Annotated in this window: 13 protein-coding genes and 1 pseudogene; 5 read left to right on the top strand and 9 right to left on the bottom strand. The window is 47.4% G+C overall.

Annotated elements, in window-relative coordinates; genetic code table 11:
* The first annotated feature begins 117 nt into the window (after nucleotides 1-117).
* Nucleotides 118-381: a hypothetical protein gene (locus tag IBT46_RS27745; RefSeq protein WP_370569505.1), complete on the top strand. Its 264-nt coding sequence runs from the start codon at nucleotides 118-120 to the stop codon at nucleotides 379-381.
* A gap of 554 nt (nucleotides 382-935) precedes the next feature.
* On the opposite strand, the gene IBT46_RS19985 is transcribed toward IBT46_RS27745, so the two are convergent.
* The 6 genes from IBT46_RS19985 to zorA1 form a co-directional block, all read right to left on the bottom strand.
* Nucleotides 936-1,382 (bottom strand): DUF6389 family protein, encoded by a 447-nt coding sequence (locus IBT46_RS19985; RefSeq protein WP_200547093.1) that lies wholly within the window; start codon nucleotides 1,380-1,382, stop codon nucleotides 936-938.
* A gap of 64 nt (nucleotides 1,383-1,446) precedes the next feature.
* A complete protein-coding gene (locus tag IBT46_RS19980) occupies nucleotides 1,447-3,078 on the bottom strand; it encodes a hypothetical protein (RefSeq protein ID WP_200547092.1) in 1,632 nt (543 codons plus the stop codon).
* Nucleotides 3,079-3,188: 110 nt separating this feature from the next.
* Complete coding sequence (gene zorD / locus IBT46_RS19975) at nucleotides 3,189-6,431, bottom strand: type I Zorya anti-phage system protein ZorD (RefSeq protein WP_200547091.1); 3,243 nt, start codon at nucleotides 6,429-6,431, stop codon at nucleotides 3,189-3,191.
* Entirely contained in the window at nucleotides 6,431-8,113 is a 1,683-nt protein-coding gene (zorC, locus tag IBT46_RS19970) for a type I Zorya anti-phage system protein ZorC (RefSeq protein ID WP_200547090.1), read from the bottom strand. The genes zorD and zorC overlap by 1 nt, the downstream gene beginning before the upstream one ends.
* Nucleotides 8,110-8,850 (bottom strand): type I Zorya anti-phage system protein ZorB1, encoded by a 741-nt coding sequence (zorB1, locus tag IBT46_RS19965; protein ID WP_200547089.1) that lies wholly within the window; start codon nucleotides 8,848-8,850, stop codon nucleotides 8,110-8,112. The genes zorC and zorB1 overlap by 4 nt, the downstream gene beginning before the upstream one ends.
* Before the next feature lie 13 nt (nucleotides 8,851-8,863).
* Entirely contained in the window at nucleotides 8,864-11,053 is a 2,190-nt protein-coding gene (gene zorA1 / locus IBT46_RS19960; protein WP_200547088.1) for a type I Zorya anti-phage system protein ZorA1, read from the bottom strand.
* 339 nt (nucleotides 11,054-11,392) lie between these two features.
* Between zorA1 and IBT46_RS19955 the strand changes: the two genes are divergently transcribed.
* The 4 genes from IBT46_RS19955 to IBT46_RS19940 are packed head-to-tail and all read left to right on the top strand — an operon-like array spanning nucleotide 11,393 to nucleotide 18,827.
* Complete coding sequence (locus tag IBT46_RS19955) at nucleotides 11,393-13,102, top strand: class I SAM-dependent DNA methyltransferase (protein ID WP_200547087.1); 1,710 nt, start codon at nucleotides 11,393-11,395, stop codon at nucleotides 13,100-13,102.
* A complete protein-coding gene (locus IBT46_RS19950) occupies nucleotides 13,092-14,513 on the top strand; it encodes a restriction endonuclease subunit S (protein WP_200547086.1) in 1,422 nt (473 codons plus the stop codon). Before IBT46_RS19955 ends, IBT46_RS19950 begins: the two co-directional genes overlap by 11 nt.
* The gene (locus IBT46_RS19945) at nucleotides 14,506-15,693 is read left to right on the top strand and encodes a DUF4268 domain-containing protein (protein ID WP_200547085.1); all 1,188 of its coding nucleotides are present in this window, start codon (nucleotides 14,506-14,508) and stop codon (nucleotides 15,691-15,693) included. The genes IBT46_RS19950 and IBT46_RS19945 overlap by 8 nt, the downstream gene beginning before the upstream one ends.
* The gene (locus IBT46_RS19940; RefSeq protein ID WP_200547084.1) at nucleotides 15,693-18,827 is read left to right on the top strand and encodes a type I restriction endonuclease subunit R; all 3,135 of its coding nucleotides are present in this window, start codon (nucleotides 15,693-15,695) and stop codon (nucleotides 18,825-18,827) included. Before IBT46_RS19945 ends, IBT46_RS19940 begins: the two co-directional genes overlap by 1 nt.
* 117 nt (nucleotides 18,828-18,944) lie before the next feature.
* Here the strand turns inward: IBT46_RS19940 and IBT46_RS19935 are convergent, their stop codons facing one another.
* The 3 genes and pseudogenes from IBT46_RS19935 to IBT46_RS27380 form a co-directional block, all read right to left on the bottom strand.
* Nucleotides 18,945-19,781, bottom strand: a complete 837-nt coding sequence (locus IBT46_RS19935; protein ID WP_200547083.1) for a DUF4942 domain-containing protein — start codon at nucleotides 19,779-19,781, stop codon at nucleotides 18,945-18,947.
* A gap of 317 nt (nucleotides 19,782-20,098) precedes the next feature.
* Nucleotides 20,099-20,968 carry a phosphorothioated DNA-binding restriction endonuclease gene (locus tag IBT46_RS19930; protein WP_200547082.1) on the bottom strand — a complete coding sequence of 290 codons (870 nt, stop codon included), beginning with the start codon at nucleotides 20,966-20,968 and terminating at the stop codon, nucleotides 20,099-20,101.
* Nucleotides 20,969-21,078: 110 nt separating this feature from the next.
* Nucleotides 21,079-21,249 (bottom strand): annotated as a pseudogene (locus IBT46_RS27380) (integrase); the annotation flags it as partial.
* Between the last annotated feature and the right edge of the window lie 179 nt (nucleotides 21,250-21,428).

Below are 21,428 nucleotides of genomic sequence, written 5' to 3'. Positions count from 1 at the left end.
TTTCAACCGTGCTCATCTTGCTTATATTTAGGAAAGTAAGATGAAGTTCAAAATCTGGAACTCTCCAGCCCCGGCATTCCGGCAACGCTGTTGGCGGCTAACTGGGAAGCACTTATGATGGTGAATAAGAAATTTTGGATCAGGTGGGTGAGTATCGCGCTGATCTGCGTAGCGTATTACTTTATTGTGCTTTATTTCGATCTAGTTTTCGCTCTTAACTTTTCTGAGACAATGAGCCAGGGCGGAGAATTTACACCTTCTCAATACACCTGGTTTGTTAAGGAGCTATCGAAAAATCACTCCGATTCGGCGCTAGCTTCTATTATTGGTTTCGCTGTCTGTGTCCCTCTTATCCTTATTATCTTCAAAAAGGTAAGATGACCTTTAACAACAGTAACGCTCTACACATTTTCAATAACGTTATGTTTATTTTGGAGCTGATACCAGAATATCGAAAATCACTCACAATATTAGTTAACGAAAATAACTTTCCTCATCATTCATTTTTTATGCCAAAGTTCCACGATGTAAATACAGCTCTCACAGAGTCCGTAGTAAACCTTAAAGCCGTTGCTGCATGCTTGCGGCTATACTGAATAGCAAAACGGAAGGTATGTTCCAGATGATTATGAGATCTAATCGCCCAATGAATTTCCATTTATTATGATTTATTTAAACGATTGGAGAAATTCAGCATGCCCGAGTGACTTATCACAGGGTCAGTATTAACATCTGCAAGATCAACCTGGATACTCTTGTTATAGCATCCTCCTTCGACAAACATACCGAACAGCGCTTCTTAATAACTCAGAAGTTGTAACAGCCTAACCCGCCCCCCCCATTTATTTCACCGACATCAAACAATTTTAACATTATGTATCTGTATCTTGACGGTGTTGTATTTAGGTTAGAATCACGTGATGACTCACTAAAAATCACATACTTTTCAGAGAAATAAATCCTTCAGGCTTTGAGCATTCTTCTCCAAAAGTATATGCCGGGATACCTAAGCCACCTGAAAGAGCCCATATTTCCTGAACCCAATTAATACTCACTTCTACAATCAAATCATTGACCGAGAAGCTAGTTTCTTCAGGGCAAAATAGAGGAACATCCGGTTGTAACTTACCCTCGCTATACTTCACATCGAATAATACCCGATAGGGTGCGATCACCTGATTAAGTAGATACAAGTCCAGGCCACAAAGGTGGACAATGATTGAAAACATGCCTTCCTCATCCTGAGCAGGATGGATGCCAACCTCAGCAATACACGCTTTTTCAGGAAGAATACGCTTAATATTGATAATATTATCGATAGCCTCCTGCGTGTGTAATTTCAGAATATTTTGCAACACTGACGCGTATTCACCCTTTGTCATATCCATGCTTCCCTTTAGGCTGTTGCCTTATAATATTTAGTCGACGATTATCGCCTTTACAGCTTTAAACCTTACACTCGCTCAGAGCCTTCTCTAACCGTTCACGAATGCTATCCTCTGGCTCCTGTTGATAAGCGGCGACAAGTAATTCACGCAGTTCGGCAGGGGGCTCCTCCAGCGGCCAGCTTTCCAGAGCATTCAACGCCATATGACGATTACGGATGACAGGGCTGCGTAAGCCTGTTTTGATTAGCTTCCATCCCTTACCGGGAAAACGTTTAAGATCCTGCAGAATAAAACCTAGCGCGCTGTGCTGCTGGTACTGTGGTCCCAGGCCCATTTGCGTATCGGGTCCTGTTGCTATCGCGGGCAGATCCAGCTGTGACTCCGCCAGAGCCAGAATCTGTTCAAGGCGCTCTACAGATTCGGTCTGCATCAATTCATACCAGTTACTCACTTCCGGGCAAAGTGACTGACTGGCGAAAATTGCACCCCAGTAATCGATCTCTAACCGCTTAGCGGCCTGAATCGTCAAGTAGTGTGGATTTTCACTGAGGGTCAGATCCTTTTCGACCTTCTCCCGCCATTTGGGCTGGTCAAGAATAATTCCAGAATCATCACTCATTTTCTGCCTGAGATCTTCGCTCCAGCCTTTTGCCAGCAGAGATTCCCAGTTTTTATCCTTGTCATTAACAAAGTCGCCGATAATTCCAGCGTTCAACAGGTGATTTATATTGTCATCCGCAGTTTGCCGCACCAACGCTAGAAAACGATGGCAGGCCTGCGCACCGTCAGCATAGTCATCTATATCTCGCGCTGGACCGCCGTTAATTAGAACAGAAAGAATATCACCCGCGCCAATAAGCAGCCCGGAATCAACATTATCGTTCGTCAGCGCAGTAAGAAGCTGCCCCTTAGTGGCACAATCCCAGGCGGTGTATTCCAGCATCACGGAATTGGAGTAACCATCGCGCAGCAACCAGTCTTTGGTCGCTGCAGAAACATCGTCCGGCAAACGCTCAATAAGCTGAATCCTACCCCATCCTGTTACCCTTTTCGCCAGCTTAAACAGCGCCTCTTCAAGGCATTCTGCAGGAAGCATGTTACGCAGCGCTACGACAGTGAAAAGAGTAAATTCCTCGTGCAATCCAAGAGTGGCCACCAGCGTTTTGTTCTCGTCTGATGGAAAATAGGCCAGCAAAGCAATTGCGCATTTCACCGGGTTACGATCGGGGCTTTCGACTGCCAGCCAATGCATCAGATCGCATAATTTTGGCGGAGAAATTGAAGGGGACTGCGGCAGCTTTTCCATCAGCAAATCGATGTAATCAAGCGGGGACTCATCGGTGAGCAAGGCATAAAGTTTTTGCATATTGCTTTTAGAGGGATGTTCGAGCGCAGCAATTAACATATCGAGCAGCTGTTCTGCGGTTTCTTCCGCAGTAGAGCCTCCGCCATGATGCCCAAAAGCGCCATCGATGCCGCCCGCCACCCAGCAAAGCTCCCCTTTCAGCCTATTTTCATCAGGGAGAATCTGCGCTTTTTCTGGCAGTGGCTCATTCCCTTCGGTATAAGGCAATAAATACTGATAGATACTTTGCCGGTTAATTTCCCATGGGATCGTGAATACCGTACCTGCTGGACTGTTCTGCGTACGGTTTTCCTTGCCAAATATTTTCGCCAACCATTTTTTCATGCTGATTTCCTTATCAAAGATTCCGTTTAATTCAGTTGCAGGGACAGTGAACAATGTCCTCTGCGATGGTCTTAAATACTGTTTAGTTTTGTAAGATGAATTGAATAGGTTTAAGTCCCTTGCAGAATCACCTCAAAATCGGCACCACTCAAATCAGGAGTAGCGCAAAGCATATCCCGCGCCAATGAACGTCTTCGCTGAAGGAGATCGTCCAGAGTTTCTTCGAACGTGGTGATTTCGCTGTCTCTTACCGTCGGGTAATAGACATAGACGTCTTTCGTTTGCCCAATTCGATACGCCCGGTCAGTTGCCTGATCTTCTTTGGCTGGATTCCAGCATCGAGTGAAGTGAATAACATGATTGGCTTTCTGGACGTTAACACCGAACCCAACTGCGACCGTAGAGAGAATGATCACTCCAAATCCAGGCTGGGCTTGAAAATCATCAATCAGGCGCTGACGGCTGTTTTGGCTGTGACTGTTGGTACTGGTATCACCATTAATTATTACGGGGCGTAAACCAAATTTTTGATGGATAGCATGTTGAAGTTCACGCTGTAAATCTCGTAACTCAGTAAAAATAATCACTTTATCTTTAGTGCTGTGTTTTATCTCACCGAGTATTTTCAGCAACCAGTTAAGCTTAGGTGAGTTATCACGAAAACGTGGTTCAGGATTCACGACGGCAGGATGTGCGCAAATAAGCTTTAATCGGTGCAACAAACTCAACATACCTGCTCCCGCCTGCTGCATCCCTTCGCTTAATGCTTGCTGTTGTTGCCAGTTTGCAACAGACGACAAATAGAGCTGTTTTTGTACACCAGACAATGCCAATTGCTTACAACTTTCCACTTCAATTTTTTGTGGTAAATCACGGGCGACCTCTTCTTTAGTTCGCCGTAATGTCTGGGGCTCAATCAGCGCTCGCAAACGTTCCAGTCGATCCGTATCGCGCCCTGCCTCATTTTCTATGGCACGAACATAGTGTTTGCCAAATTCATTGAGTGCACCTAACAACCCTGGCTGCGCAAAATCAAATAAGCTCCACAGGTCTACAAGCGTGTTTTCAACAGGCGTGCCGGTGCATGCCACCTTAAACCGGGCCTGTACCGCATTGGCAGCATGCGTGATTAACGCAGCGGGATTTTTGATTTTCTGAGCCTCGTCACACACCATTATGGACCAGGGCTGGCGTGCCAGTGAAAACTCCTGATCGCGGAGCGTTTCGTAAGTCGTCAGAATGATCTTCGCCTCACCTTGCCAGCCTGGTTTAAGTAGGTTTTTTATTCCCTGGGACTGCAGATGAGTAGGAATAGCCTGTTTTGGATATTTCACTGCTTTGATTGTTTCGCCATACAATTTCAGCACGGGTAAGCCCGAGGTGTGGAAGAAATTGTTCAGCTCTCGTTCCCAGTTATCTAAAAGAGAGACAGGGGCAACAATAAGGCTTGGCGGTTCCTGCGGAAATTTTTCGATAAACCAGACCAGGAAGCTCAGAATTTGCAGCGTTTTTCCCAATCCCATATCATCTGCAAGCAGGCAGCCAGCGGTTTCCTCAGGTGAACGAAGGAAGAGCTGCTGAAGCCAGGCCACGCCTTCAAGTTGATGATCTTTGAGTCGGATATGCTCTTTAAGACTCAGGGGAATTTCAGGTTCGGCATGGCGCGCATTAAGCAGTGAATCCCGACGCTGTTTAATGTAAGCCGCTTCTTCAATATTTTGCTCAATTTTGAGTACGGCACGGGCAGATTTATCAGCAGCATGTTCCTGAGCCCCCCTTTCCGCCTCCAGCTTTTTTTCCCAGTTTTTAGTGAGTTTTTTGGCTACATCCAGTGATAACTTACTGTCATTCCAGGGTGCGGTGATCTGGGTTTCACCAGCGGCTTCTGCCTGAGTGATTCTCTCCCGAAGCTCATCCAACTGGTGAGCGTTTTCAGATTGCCAGCCATCCAGTATTTCTGTTGAAAACCCTGAAAAATCCATATCATCAGGAAGCCAATTTTCACTTTCGGCCTTGGTCAGCCACGGAGAGGAAATTTTCTCAAATTCACCGATGCCTATTACCCGATCGCCATACTTCGCAATATCCAGAACATCGGAAAATTCTTTCCCTTCAATTTCCTGTTGCCAACGGATCAGCAATGCTTGGCAATCGCACCACTGCCGATCGGTAAACTGACTTAACTCCAGCTCATAACCTTGCCAGGAGCCTGCAGGCATCTGTGCTGCGACGCTAATACCAAGTTGCTGAATGAATTTTTCAAGCTCCCAGGGCGCAGTGAACACAAACGTGGTTTCTGGCTGTGGAACAGGTGAAACGGGTTCAAGCACCAGCGTAACGTCCACAATCTTATTCTCAGTATTCTGCTGAGGTATCAACTTAAAATGGTGAAAGAAAATTCCGGCATCAAACAACGCCTGTTCATGTTTTTCGGGAGCGATAACATCGGCGGCGTCTTCGCCCAAAAATGTATAGGGATTGCGAACAAACGAAAGCGCTTCACTTCCCGCCACTCGCCTTCCAGGGATTGAATGTATTGAATTCAGGACCTCTTTCACTTCGGGCGTGATGATGACGTGGCTGAGTTCGCCATTAACGCCAGGAATACGATAGCTATCGTGAACCTGCGAATTCCTGTCAAAACTGCCCAGCCAGTTAGCCGGCTGATCCTCAAAGTGCGGTTCAATTTCAATAACCGCAGTATCGGCAATCGTTGCTTTACGTAAACGCAATGACAATGATGTCGGTTTGACGACGTTCGTTTTCTCTAAATAATCATCAAATTTTGCTGCAGCTTGTTTCGCACATTTGCGAATAGCAGCCCATCCCAGCTGGTTAGTGGTTTCACCAGACACAAGACTTTGCTGAACGTTTAGCTGTTCTGTTGCTTTTAAAAGCGTCCAGTTTTCCCGCGATAACAGATACTGCTGACCATCATAGGTAAAAATGGCACCCGTGCGGCTGAATTGGATGGGACGACGGGCGGGAAGTATGGCCCATTCAGCAATCCAGACACGAAAATCACTGTCGCTTAATGCACCACGTGAACACAGGCTGGCGCGTAATGGCAGCACGTCAGGTACACCAATCAGAGGCAAACTGCTGGCATGTTCTTCATCTTCCAGCAGGCGATACAAAGCATCCCAGCTCAGCAACCATCGATCTGTTAGTGATATCAGATAGTCTTCTTCAGCCAGCTGCTCAAGCCAGGACGCCAGAGCCCAAAGCTGTGAATTCTCAACCACCGATAATGGAAAGCTGAGGCCACTCTCCTCAACCTGATACTGATTCTTTAGGTGGCGTTCTATCTGCTGACGGTCACCCGTCAGTCTACTTAACAGACGTTTCAGCATTATTTTATCCAGTAACGATGCGGTTCTTTTGCCACGGGCGCAAAGCCTAGTCGTAACAACTCCCTTTCTATTGCGTCATCAGGCATCTTGAGCTGAATAGACAACAATCCGCCATTTTGTCGGTTATCGCTGACGATACACGACGTGTTTTCTACCAGGTGCTGTATTGCCGTATCCCGCAGCGGATTGATGATTTTGATATTAGATACAGAGACAGGGGAAGACGCTTTTTTATCGACAAATTTGACGGGTTCTTCCGCCATCCACCGAATTCCCAACTTACGTAGCTCATCGTCATATTTCAACATCCAGCCAGTGAGTTGATTGTTTTTGTATTCTTCAGCGGGCGGGAAGTGTGTTAGAGGTTTAGGGCATAATCCCTTATCTTTAAGTTGGTTTTTGATATCGAGTAACCGTGATTCCGGATTAAACGGTGCCTGGCCTACCCGGTAGTAGTACATCGCGTTTCCTGTTCCTGAAAACTCAACGAACAGATAATTGTTAATCTGCATAATCATGGCGTTGTCGAGGCTACGTCCACCTCTTAACTCGCTTAACCGTCCCTTGTTTTCTTCACGGAATTTAACAAAGTCACTTCCACCATCTTGCCAGGCATCAGCTCCCATGACGATTCGGGTGAATCCCATCTGATTGGCAAAACGCAGCCAGTAGTGCAGTCGCGCCTGATCGACATCGCCGTTTCCACGCAGCAGTTCAAAGAAATGTGTCAGATCCTGTTTTGCCAACCATCCCCGAACCATTGCCGCAACCGACTCGGAGACATACTGATGCCATTTATTCTGCTGGCTTTTCAATTGGGGATTATCCCAGTATTCCAGTGCAGCCTGCTTCAGCGCGGAATGTGCCTGATCGCGATAAACTGAATGGTAATAGCGGGTCAGGGTCGCCGTCATGATGTCATCACGAAAACGTACCCACTGCGCGGCCAGACCTAACAACCAGTTAATTTTTTCCATAAACTGGGGATCGTCAAGTGTGTCAAGTTGCGCTAAAAGCACCGTAAAAATGCGCTTCCACAGCCAGCTGCTATCGGGAATTTGCGCGATTTTCTCTAACGACGACAGTGAATTACTTTCCCCCGCCAGCAACTGCCTGGAGATTACGCCCCCGGCCTGCGGGGTAAATATATCGTGATAAAACTCGATGGTTTTCATCCACGATTTTTCTCGCCGTATCGCAGCTTTTACCACGAAATAACCCTGAGCAATATGCCCACGCAGTACGCACCAGTGAGGGTTAGCCTCGGGTAATTCACGCTGGTAGGCAAAATAGCTTGAACAAAGCGCAGCCCAATCCCTGCGTTTCAGCGTCTTAGTTTCAAGCCTTCTTTTGATGGCATCGTCTACCTCAGGAAAGAACGCATCATCCTCCAGCAGTATTGGCTGGTCGGGATATGACGGATCGTTATCGGCGAGGCCATAAAAGACCATCCGCCACTCTCGTTCCGTGAGTTCTTCAGCAAGACGGAGGCGGCGCAAAGCCGCCAACCGCATTTCCTGTGGCGGCGAAGGAATTTTTTCAGCCTTATCAAAACGCTTTTCCATATCAAGGGCAGCGGAGGCCAGCGAATGGAAATCATTTTGCAGGTAACCGTCATCCCGTTTTTTGGATGCGAGCCTGGCAGCAATGCGTTGAGAAAGAGCGCTCAGTGCGGGCGTCATTGGGGCATTACCAGCTGGCACACTTCTTTATTAACGACCGGCGGGAAATCCACCTCATCGGCCTTATCCCGCTTATCCTTCAAGCCGAAGAACTGCATACGTAACTCGACGCGTCGGCTGGCTTCTTTGCTTTCTTTCGCATTGTTAAAGGAGACGCCCCCCGCAAGGAACAGCTTGCGGATTTGCAGCTGCTGTTGCGCAGAAAGGTTCTTTTGCAAGGGGCTGCGGCTGTCGAGCAGACTACACATCACCCATTCGGAACGCTGTAGGGAAAGATGCAGGTTATACAGATATGAGCCGTCGGTATCGGTAAACCCTTCAATGACAATTTGCTTGAACCACTTTTGCCCTTCTTCACTGTCAGCCGCTTCCAGTACCAACGGAACAACATCCTGCAACGCTTTTTGTCCCTCAGCATTCAGGAAGAATTGATTGTGATTGAAACGCCCTGCCTCACCAAAGCTGATGCGATTATCATGGCAGTCCACCACGATGGTTTTGTTCATATTTCGGGCATGCAGTTCCAGGCGCTCACACAGTCGGGATATATCCTGCCCTCTTGTTTTTTCACCTTGCTCCGCTCGTTGAATGCGTTGCGTAACGGAGCTCAACGACGCCACCATAACGACTAAAAATAGCACCATCATGGCCGTCATCAGATCGGCATAGGAGATCCAGAATGGCTTCTCCGCTTCATCGCCGCGGCGCTTTTTAACGCCAAATGCGTTTCCAAACATCAGCCGTTACTCCTCAGGCGCGCACACGCGACAGAACATCATCAAGCTCGCTGACACTTTCTCCAATCTGTTCCACAGAACCGGCCAGCAGACTGGAGGCTTTTGCCATTTCAACGTCCAGCTTGCCCATTGTTTTATCCAGGCTGCGTAAAACACCTTCAGAGAAGTCTTCGAACCCTTTCCCGAGCACGCCACTGACATTTTCCATAAAGTCCTGCGCTTCCCGGTTATAGCTCTGCAAACGCTCACCGTGCTGTTTGAGGTCGGCAATAAATTGATGACGCGTGGTTTGTTCAGACTGCGTATTGGCAGCAAGCAGTTCCAGCATGGCAATTGATTTACTCACCGCTTCCCGATTATTACGGTAATCAGCCACAACGGATGACAGTTCGCTGGTAGCAAGGGAAAGTGATGAACCTGCTGATTGCGCTTTATTCAGCACTTCAGCGGTAATGTGATTGGCTTCTGAAACCCGATTGCCAGCATGTTCAAAGCGCTCAGCTGCCAGACGCATTTTGTCCGCACCATTTTGCATATCCTGAATCTGCCGGTTAGTTTGTTCCGCAAGCATGCGGAGTGTTTCAGTCGTTCCCTGATGCTGACTGGCAACAGTGTCAATCAGCTGTTTAATTTGATCGTCAACCTCACTCATCACACGCTGAGTTTGTTCATGCAGGGATTGCTGACTCGCTTGCTGATTCAATGAAATCTGCTGTTGCCCCTTATCGATCTGCCCAAACAGGCTACCCAGTTGTTCGCCAAGCGCTTCCACCGACGTTGCCATTTTTTCCATTGTGGCGCTTTGCCCCTGCTGCACCGAGTTTTGAATGGCTTCAATAAACGCAGCCATATGTTCTGCCTGCGCCTTTTCTCGTGCTTCGCTATCGGCGAACATTTTTTCCAGCTGCCGAGCCATACGTTCACCGGCCCCTTCACCCTCCGCCCCAATTTTAGCCACTGAGGCCTGAAGGCTGGTCAGCATGTCATTCATGCCAGCCTGCATAGCCTGCTGGCCAGATTTCATCTCTGATAATAGTTGCTCAATGAGTTGCGCACTGCCCTGACGGGAATCATCGCTCACCTGACGCATGTCCTGTAATAACGTGGAGAAGCCGGTTTGCATTGCCTGAATAGCGCCAACGGTTTGGCCCATCATGTCGTTGAGATTCGTAAACTGCTGACCAAAGGTGGTATCAAGTTTGGCCATAAATGCCGTCAGCACATCCTGCAGCATATGCTGTACCATGCCGCTTTGATCCCCACTGGCGGTCTGCACGGCTCCGGCAATTTTATCCAGCGGCGACTTAAGGCTGTTTTCAATTGCGCCACTCACCTGCTCGGCAAACTGTTGCCCTGATTCACGGTAGGTGGTGCTGAGCGTTGTAGCCAGTCGCTCGTTTTCCTCTTTCTGGCTTTCAGCCAGATGCAGCAACATATCGCGCAAATCGGTGACCAGACTTTCTTTCAAATGGCGGGCCTGGGTCGCGCTTTCATTACTGGATTTGACCAGTGAAGCAAGGTACTCCTCTCCAACGCCGCTGTTATAGAGGGAATCCAGGGCCGCGGTGAATTTTTCGAGATACTTGTAACACTTGGCGATCGACAGTTTTTCCAGCCAGGTCACAAGAATGGAGGCGAAAATAGCGCATGCAGACCCCAGGAAGGCGTACAGCACATCTCGTAACAGGTTATTGACGCTGCTGGAGACCTGCTCTGGCGTGCTGGGATCGAAGTGGCTGAGGCCAATCATCAAACCATAGAAAGTGCCGATAATCCCTATACCCGTCAGAATACCTGGCAAGTGTTTGAAGAATTCAGTATTCAGTGGAATATCGACCAGTTGCTCTTCCGAGAAAAAGCTGGCGCTCGGAACGGTAGCGCGAATTCGAACGATTTTCTCTTCCCCATTCTCCAGTTCACGCTGCGGGTGCAGGGAATCTTTGAACTCATTCCACGCGTGCCTGAGTTCAGGCCGTTGAAACAGGCTTTTAAGCTGGTCCAGCTGGGCCGCTGGTGCACTGTTTTCAACGCTGCTGATTGATTTTGTATATTTTTTAAGGCCATTAACAATTTTGATGGCTCTGAATAAATAAAAGAAAATAAAGCAGATGAAGGCAAAGCTAACAAGGACGATAACGGTGACGGGCACCCAATGGGGTTCCACAGAAGTCAGTGTCACTAAAAGAGAATTAAGCCAGGACATTATTTTATCCGTTTAATATATTAATCCATAATCAGAATGACCATCGACAATATTCTGATTGCCTTTAATCAAAATTAATATGCTGCAATGGTTGACGCCGTAGCGCTCTACTGTGCCTGAAAGGCCTCAGCCCCCCCAAAGGGATGAATGGTAAAGCAGAATAAGCTGGCGGAACGGTGCCCCAGTTTCCTATTTTTTCCCCTTCAAAAGCAAACATCTTCGCACTGCGTCGTTTGTAATCGTATCCGTTCCGGGTATCATTTTGCGAACTGCATTCCAAACCTGAATTTGCGATAAGGCATGGTTGCTCTTTCGCTGCGATCTACCCCGAGGATTTTCATGAACAACGCTGAACAACAGTTTCTCAATGAGCTGGATAACAAATTCTGGAAGGCCGCCGACAAGTTGCGTGCCAACATGGATGCTGCCAACTATAAGCACGTAGTGCTGGGGCTCATCTTCCTGAAGTATGTTTCCGATGCCTTTGAGGCTCGCCAGCAGGATCTGATCGCTTTGTTCCGTGATGTTGGTAATCCGGACAATACCTACGCCATGTCGCGTGACGGTTACGATTCTGACGAAGAATACGCACTGGCTATTCAGGAAGAGCTTGAGGTCGAAGATTACTACACCGAGAAAAACGTCTTCTGGGTGCCAAAGGCAGCACGTTGGGAAACACTGAAAAACAAAGCTATGCTGCCGACCGGTACGGTGCTGTGGGTGGATGAAACAACCGGACAGGACGTCAAATTACGTTCTGTTTCCTGGCTGGTGGATAACGCGCTGGATGAAATTGAAAAAACCAACCCGAAACTGAAAGGCATTTTGAACCGCATTAGCCAGTATCAGCTGGGCAACGAGTTGTTGACCGGACTGATTAACACCTTTTCTGACGCCAATTTCAGCAACCCGGAACATAATGGCCAGAAACTCAGCCTAAAGAGCAAAGATATTCTCGGCCACGTTTACGAATATTTCCTCGGCCAGTTCGCGCTGGCTGAAGGCAAACAGGGCGGCCAGTACTACACGCCAAAAAGCATCGTGACCCTGATTGTCGAAATGCTGCAACCGTATAACGGGCGAGTATACGATCCGGCGATGGGTTCCGGTGGGTTCTTTGTTTCCAGCGACCGCTTTATTGAAGAGCACGCCGGCGAGAAGAATTACAACGCTGCCGAACAGAAGCGCAATATTTCCGTCTACGGCCAGGAGTCGAATCCGACTACATGGAAACTGGCGGCGATGAACATGGCAATCCGTGGCATCGACTTTAACTTCGGCACGAAAAACGCCGATACCCTGCTGGACGACCAGCACCCGGATCTGCGCGCCGACTTCGTGATGGCTAACCCGCCATTCAATATGAAGGAGTGGTGGAGCGCGAAGCTGGAAAACGACGTGCGCTGGAAATACGGCACGCCGCCGCAGGGGAACGCTAACTTCGCCTGGATGCAGCACATGATCCACCACCTCGCACCGAAAGGTTCGATGGCGCTACTGCTGGCCAACGGTTCAATGAGTTCTAACACCAACAACGAAGGCGAAATCCGCCGTAAGCTGATTGAAGCCGATCTGGTGGAGTGCATGGTGGCCCTGCCAGGCCAGCTGTTTACCAACACCCAAATCCCGGCCTGTATCTGGTTCCTGACCAAAGATAAATCAGGCGGTAATGGCAAAGCGCACCGTAAAGGGGAAGTCCTGTTTATTGATGCTCGTCAGATTGGTTTTATGAGAGACCGCGTGCTGCGTGACTTCACAGGTGAGGATATCGCCAAAATTGCCGATACCTTCCACGCGTGGCAGGAAGATAAAAATTACCAGGACGAAGCAGGGTTCTGCTTCTCCGCAACTCTTGAAGATATCCAGAAAAATGACTTTGTGCTAACCCCAGGGCGCTATGTGGGTGCTGCTGAGCAAGATGAAGACGATGAGCCGTTTGCTGAAAAGATGGCACGACTGACGGCTCAACTTAAATGCCAGCTAGAAGAGAGCGCCAAGCTGGAAGCACAGATTAAGACAAATCTGGGGGAGCTTGGTTATGAGTTCTAACTGGACTGTTAAAAAGCTCGGCGAGCTGGTTACTTTCCTTTCCGGAGGGACACCATCTAAAAGTAACAAAGATTACTGGAATGGAGAAATTCCATGGATTAGTGCTTCTTCCATGCAGTCAACTAGATACCAAGATTCAGACCTACGGGTAACTTCTTTAGGATGCACTAATGGCACTCGTAGAGTACCTGCAGGGACCGTTCTTTTGTTAGTTCGCGGTGGAGCTCTCCATAATAAAATACCAGTTGGTATCACGACACGTGAGGTAACTTTTAATCAAGACGTGAAAGCATTAGTCCCCAAAAGTGAAGATATAACCCCATATTATCTTCTCGCTTGGTTGATTTCGTCGAGAGAACTTCTCTTAGATAAGGTTGAGAATACTGGAATTGGTGCGGGTAAATTAGATACAAAAGTATTGCAAGAGTTAGAGGTATCAGTACCACCGAAGGCAGATTTATTACGATTGGAGTTATTCAGCAAAGCTCTTGATGATAAAATTATTCTCAATGAGGACATAAATAAAACCCTCGAACAAATAGCACAAGCCCTGTTCAAAAGCTGGTTTGTCGATTTTGAACCGGTCAAAGCCAAAATCGCAGTGCTGGAAGCGGGTGGTTCTCAGGAAGATGCGACGCTGGCCGCTATGACGGCGATTTCTGGGAAAGATGCTGATGCGCTGGTAGTTTTTGAGCGTGAATACCCAGAGCAATATGCTGAGTTAAAAGCCGCAGCAGAACTGTTCCCGTCTGCGATGCAGGATAGTGAGTTGGGGGAGATTCCTGAGGGTTGGTACGTTAGTGATTTATCAGAAGTAGCCTCATTGAATGCAGAATCATGGTCGAAGAAAAATGCTCCTGAATCTGTCAGTTACGTTGATTTGGCAAATACCAAATGGGGGGTTATTAACTCTATAGAAACGTATCAATTTTCAGATGCACCAAGTAGAGCAAGAAGAATATTAAAGCCGCACGATACAATCGTTGGCACAGTCCGGCCGGGAAATGGGTCCTATTCCTACATAAATAAAACAGGATTAACCGGAAGCACTGGGTTTGCTGTACTAACTCCTAAGGCTCGGGTTTTTAGTGAGTATATTTATCTCTGCGTTACATCAAAGGAAAGTATTGAACGTTTAGCTCATTTGGCTGATGGAGGTGCTTATCCAGCAGTGAACGCAGATGTTGTTCTCTCCACACAATGTGTACTGCCTCTCGAACGGAAAAAATTAGAGTCGTTACTAAAAATTTTCAGTTCAAGAACTGGAGTATTTTTCTCGTATCGAGCAAATAACTTAGATCAGAATGAGGTACTCACCAATACCCGCGACACCCTCCTCCCCAAGCTCCTCTCCGGCGAAATCACACTGCCAGCAGCGGAGCAGGCAGTAAGCGAGGTGGAAAATGTATAAAGTTGATACGCCCACTAACAGCCTGCACTCCTTACAGGAAGTCTCTTTCAGCAGTCTCGGTTTTACCGAACGGGGCAATCTGCAGGAATGGCTGGCACAGAATCCCCAAGCGCTAACTCGCGATAATGACGATGAGCTACTAATTATACAGAAAGAGTTCGCCGGTTTTGACGACACCAAAGAACGCCTTGACCTGCTGGCTATCGATAAAAAAGGCAATCTGGTGATCATCGAGAACAAGCTTGATGATTCAGGTCGCGACGTCGTCTGGCAAGCGCTCAAATACGCCGGGTATTGCGCCAATCTGCGTAAAGAGCAAATTCTGCAAATCTTCCAGCTTTATCTGGATAAGTACGAGCTAGAGGAAAATCGTCCGGCGGCAGAGATACTTGCTGAATTCCTCGAATATGAAACGCTGGATGAAGTTTTAATCAACCAGAGCCGTACACAGAGAATCATCATGGTCGCGGCCAGCTTTCGCAAAGAGGTGACCAACACCGCCCTGTGGCTAATGCAGTTTGGTCTGCGGGTACAGTGCTTTAAGGTAAAACCCTATAAATTCAACGACGATATTTTCGTTGATATCCGGCAGGTAATCCCCACGCCGGAAGCCGAATCCTACATGATCGGCATGGCGCAAAAAGAGGCGGAAGAGCAATCCGTCAGCGGTGGTGTAAAGCCGGTTCAATTGATGCGTAAAGCCTTCTGGACAAAGATGCTGGAGCGCCTCAAAGCCAGTGCCTGTAACCTTTATAATAATATCAGCCCCTCAACTGACCACTGGATCAGCGCGGGTTCTGGTATTAGTGGCGTTTCATACAACCTGGTTTTCAGTAAAAAAGAGATCCGCGTTGAGCTATGGATTGCCAAAGCCTCCTCAGAGAGCAACACCTTTGCTTTTAACTGGCTGTATGAGCGCAATGAGACAATTGAAAACACGTTTGGCCATACGCTTAAGTGGGAGCCCCTGCCAGGTAAAAAATCGTGTCGAATTTCCTTTGCCAGCCCGGCCATCAGCCTTGATGAAGCGAACTGGTCTGAGATGATCGACTGGCTGCTGGTAAATCTGACGGCGTTTGAAAAAGCGCTCGCTCCCTTTATTGCCCCACTGAATATGGCGCTCAAAGAAATTTCAAACGTGCCGGAAGAAATGGAAGAAACTGATACTGAGGAAGCCTGATGCTAAGCGAAGACGATTTAGAACAGCAAAGCCTGAAATGGTTTGCTGAACTGGGCTGGGAAGTACTGCACGGGCCGGATATTGCGCCAGATGGCAATCATCCGCTGCGTGCTTCGTTCCACGATGTGTTTTTGCGCCCGGTGTTACTGGAACAGTTGCAAAAGATTAACCCGCATCTACCGGTTACCGTGCTGGAGGAGGTGATACTACGTATCACCCACGCTCAAAGCCCGGATCTGGTCGTCAGTAACAAAGCGTTCCACCACCTGCTGCTCGACGGCGTGTCGGTACAGTATAAGAAGGATGACAAAGTCCTTCACGATAAAGCGTTCCTGATGGATTTCAACCACCCCAATACTAACCGCTATATGGTGGTAAATCAGGTAGCCATTCAGGGAACGAAGCAAGTACGCCGCCCGGATATCATCGGCTATATCAACGGTCTGCCCATAGCCGTTATCGAACTCAAGAGTCCAATTGATGCCAATGCCGATATCTGGGCGGCATTTAATCAGCTACAAACCTATAAAAATGAACTCAGCGATTTGTTTATCTGCAACGAGGCGTTGGTGGTCAGCGACGGTTATAACGCACGCATAGGTTCCCTTACCGCGAACGAAGAACGCTTCCTTCCATGGAAAACGTTAACCAATGAAGACGACAAGCCGCTGTTTGAGTGGCAGCTTGAAACGGTGGTTAGAGGATTCTTTAATCGTGAATTGCTGCTCGACTACATTCGTTATTTCATCCTGTTTGAAAGCGATGGTAAACGACTGGTTAAAAAGATTGCCGCCTACCATCAATTCCATGCAGTACGTGAAGCAGTAGCAGCGACGATTGTGGCCTCAACCGGTAAACACCTGCCGCTCCGCAGCAACATCACGCCTGGCAGCAGAAAAGCAGGCGTCGTTTGGCATACGCAGGGTTCCGGTAAGAGTATTTCAATGTGCTGTTACGCAGGTAAGCTGCTGCAACAGGCAGAAATGAACAACCCGACCATCGTGGTGGTGACCGACCGTAACGACCTCGACGGACAGCTTTATGCCACGTTCAGCCAGGCGCAGGATCTGCTTAAGCAAGAACCATTACAGGCGAACGACCGCGACCAGCTCCGAGAAATGCTTAATGCCCGTGAATCAGGCGGGATTATTTTTACCACCGTGCAAAAATTTGCTCCTCTGGAGGGCGAAAAAACACATCCGTCGCTCAATTTACGTAGCAATATCGTCGTCATTTCCGATGAAGCGCACCGCAGCCAGTATGGTCTGAGCGCTACGCTGGATCGCGAAACGGGTGCTTATAAGTATGGTTATGCCAAACATATGCGCGATGCATTACCCAATGCCTCGTTTATGGGCTTTACCGGAACTCCTGTCTCTTCCGAAGATAAAGATACCCGCGCGGTATTTGGTGATTACGTCTCGATCTACGACATTCAGGATGCAGTCGAAGACGGTGCAACCGTGCCTATCTACTACGAATCGCGTCTGGCAAAACTCGACCTCAATCACGATGAGCTGGAAACACTTTCCGATCAGGTTGATGAGCTGGTTGAGGACGAAGAGACCGAGCAAAAAGAGAAAACCAAAGGAGACTGGAGCCGGCTGGAAAAACTGGTGGGTTCCGATCCACGAATTAAGCAGGTAGCAGCCGACCTTGTTCAACATTTCGAGGCCCGTAACGCCACAATGAATGGCAAAGCGATGATTGTAGCCATGAGCCGCGAAATCTGCGTAAAACTGTATGATGCGTTGGTTGACCTGCGTCCGGAATGGCATAGTGATGATGTTGAGAAGGGGGAAATTAAAATCATCATGACCGGCTCTGCCTCTGATAATAAATTCCTTCAGCCACACATCTACAATAAGCAGGCAAAAAAACGCCTTGAGGCACGGTTTAAAGATCTTAACGATCCGCTGAAGCTGGTAATTGTGCGCGATATGTGGCTTACCGGATTTGATGCCCCCTGCTGCCATACCATGTATATCGACAAACCGATGCGTGGTCACAACCTGATGCAGGCTATTGCACGCGTCAACCGCGTCTTTAAGGATAAGCCTGGCGGTTTAGTGGTTGATTACATCGGTATCGCCAATGAACTGAAACAGGCGCTAAAAACTTATACCGATTCTAAAGGTAAGGGACAGACGACTGTCGATGCTCATGAAGCTTTCGCTATTCTGCTAGAAAAGCTGGATGTGATTCACGGCATGTTTGCCAAAACACCAACCGCTGCCGGGTTTGATTACACCGGTTTTGAAGAAGTACCCCAACGATTTTTACTCAAAGCCGCAGATTACGTGCTGGGGCTTGATGATGGTAAAAAACGCTTTTTTGATGTTGTGCTGGCAATGAACAAAGCCTGGTCGCTGTGCAGTACGCTGGATGAAGCCAAACCATTGCAAAAAGAGATAGCGTTCCTATCTGCGGTGAAAGTAGCAATCATCAAACTGACGACAACCGACAAGAAATTCAGCCAGTCAGAGAAAAACACGCTGCTCGGTAAAATCCTCGATAACGCTATTATTGCGACAGGAGTGGATGATGTGTTTGCACTGGCAGGTCTGGATAAACCCAATATCGGATTATTATCAGACGAGTTTCTGGAAGAAGTACGTGAAATGCCGCAGCGCAATCTGGCGGTCGAGTTACTGGAAAAACTGCTGAACGACGGCATTCATGCCCGCACTAAGAACAACGTGGTTCAGGAGAAGAAATACTCAGACCGCCTGAAAGCCGTACTGCTCAAATACAATAACCGCGCCATTGAAACTGCACAGGTCATTGAAGAGCTTATCCAGATGGCAAAAGAGTTTCAGGATGCGATGGCGCGTGATGAAGCGCTGGGCCTGAACCCTGATGAAATTGCTTTCTACGATGCGCTGACAGAAAACGAAAGTGCGGTACGCGAACTGGGTGATGATGTCCTGAAGAAACTGGCTATTGAAGTGACACAAAAATTGCGTCAATCCACAACCGTAGACTGGCAGGTACGCGAGAGTGTCCGTGCCAGATTACGCATTCTGGTCCGACAGACACTGCGTAAATACAAATACCCACCGGATAAAACACCTTATGCGGTTGAACTGATACTCAAACAGGCTGAAGTCGTATCGAATAGTTGGACTATTTAAAAATCAGCCCTGCGGCTTAAAATTCACTATCTTCACGGATAAAGAACTCCAGTAGGGTCTTTATCCGTGCTACTTATCGAAAACCGGTTGAGGAATAGTGCATACAACATTAATTTTTCATTGTCTTGGGGCCAACATGCCCGGATAATATTTAGCGATAATGTTATTCATTTTTGCAATCAACTCTATTTTTTTGAAGGTCAGGTGAGCGGTTCCCTTTTTAAAATATTGAATACTGAACAATTCATCTTCGTAAAACCCCATCATCGGATGATCACGCACATGTTCCATTAACCGGATAGAGATATCTCGCCCGTCGTTGGGAGCAGGCTTTCCATCAAGCAGAAGCAGCATTTTTTCCAGGTCAGCAAGTTGTTTCTTATGCCAGTCACCGTTCAGGCTGAAGCCCCAATCATTGTGCGCCACAAGGTTTTTTAGAATTATTTTTTTACCGAATCGACAGGGACTGTTTGTTTTATAATCCCACGATAGTCCTCTAAATACATTGATAACTCCTCGTTCAAAAAAATCCATTTTATTACTTTGCAGCTTATCAAAGGTAGTTAAAATACTTTCTTTGCTGATGAATGGAAAATTATTCTCCTCCAGACTTTTACGCCAGATAACGCGAGCCTGTGTATCCATCAATGCCATCAGGCCAGACTTCAGCATCAAGTCGTGCCAGATATTTCGGTCAATATTACGGATGATCTCTGGTATCGCCTGGTCAGATGTTTCCATAAGCCAACAGCCATAACAGTTTTCCATTTTCATCGCCCAGTCTTTGACAGTCCCCCCACCGATTTCTGCAGTTAATTGGGAGATAGCATCAATCTGCTCAAGGATTTTTTCAATCTTTGCTAGTGCAGCGTTTCGGCCAGTGACAATTCGTTCAATACCGATCGCCAGGATCAGCTCGGTATGTTCCATTATAACGTCGCATTCTGTTTTCATTGCTAATCTTCCATAAAGGCAAAAATATATAGGGTGTAACGAATTCATTATGCAATGAATAAGATAAGACGAAAGAGTACAGATAAAAATCAGGAAGGCGGCTCGAAGATTTTATATCCTATTCAATCCATAAAATTTTTATCTGAATTTTAATTACAGTCTCAGAGAAGTTGTACCTTCTGGAAAAAAACCTTATGGCAGATACTCCGAACTTGCAGAATGTGAGGCATCGTACCCCCCCTGAAAAACCATTAATTCATCAAGGGTGAATGATTTTTATACGGCACGTTAAATAACTGTCCTATCCCAGATCAATATTATCCTTTGAATACTTCTTCCAGATGCCATTCAATAAACTGCTCACTCGGATAATTTTCTTTAATCGGTGGCAACGCAATCGCCTTTCCCGAAAAATCCCAGAACAGTCTCTGAACAACACTACCGCCATTAATCGCATTTGAAACTTTCAAGCGCATATTTTCATCCAGCCCAATCGAACCACGATCAAACGCTTTATGGTGGATCGCACACAACGCCAGGCCATTAGGTACTTCACAGGGGCCATTATGTTGCTTCCATCTGATATGGGCAGCTTCCAAAGCAATTGGCGCATTGTCGTGGCGCATATTGAAGCCGCAGACCGCGCATTCATAATTGTATGCACGTAGCACCAACTGGCGGAACTTCGGATCGCGTTGACGGAGAGAGGTGCGAATATCAAACCCCATTTCGTCAGCGATGTCCTCCTGAATACTGGCCGGAAAATGCGCCTCAAGAAGTTGTTGCGCCAGCGTATCAATTAGCCTGTGATTTTTTGCCACCAACGTAAAATTGGGGGCATCAAATCCACCCGCGACATTATATTCGGTCAGTTCACGTCGGGGCGGCTGGCGGCTTCCATTGGTTGAGCACAGTTCTGCGTTTTGCAGTTCCCAGAAGCCATCGCCCTTCAGACGCCAGAACGGCATATCCGGGCGCTGATCGCGGCGCTGCGGTCCATAACGTTCCAGGAGTTCCAACAGTGGCTCATAGATTTCAGAACCATAGTTAAACAGTCGATCATGGCCCTGACGGTAGTGTGAGAGGACGTACAGCAGCAATAATGGCTTATGTGGCGCACGCTGTTCACCTTTTCGCCAAATAGTAATATTTGATATCGCTTGCTTTAGGGATTTGTCGGAGGTCATTATGTTGAAGAATCCATGTACATATATTTGCGATGATGCTCGCAAATATATGTACATTCAAGGCATTATTTCAGGCATTCTTTTTTCTGTTGGTACTTCATCTAACTGATCTAATTCAAAAAATCAGCCCACCACTGCAGCATCAACTTAAATTCATCGATACATTCTGCCTTCTGGATATACGCTATGCGTACCGAATTACGTTCCATATGACTCATCTGGCGTTCTACTGCATCTTTTGATCAGAGTCCTGACTCACTGAATGAGCTGCAAGGCATCGTTGGTACAAGCATTATCGAACCGGAAATACCATCATCTGTACCAACATGTGTTGATCGATGTACGTTGATGCGGGTTGACCTTTAGAGAATTAATCTAGCAGGGGGACGGATGAATACTGAAATTTCACTGACTAGTCCTGATTTAGGTTGACAACGTTCTGCCTGTAAAACGCCCGATG

This window comes from Erwinia sp. S38 (genome assembly GCF_016624545.1).
In the GTDB taxonomy this organism is placed as follows: domain Bacteria; phylum Pseudomonadota; class Gammaproteobacteria; order Enterobacterales; family Enterobacteriaceae; genus Erwinia; species Erwinia coffeiphila.
Note: the sequence above shows the minus strand (reverse complement) of the source record. Positions and strands in the feature narration are given on the sequence as shown.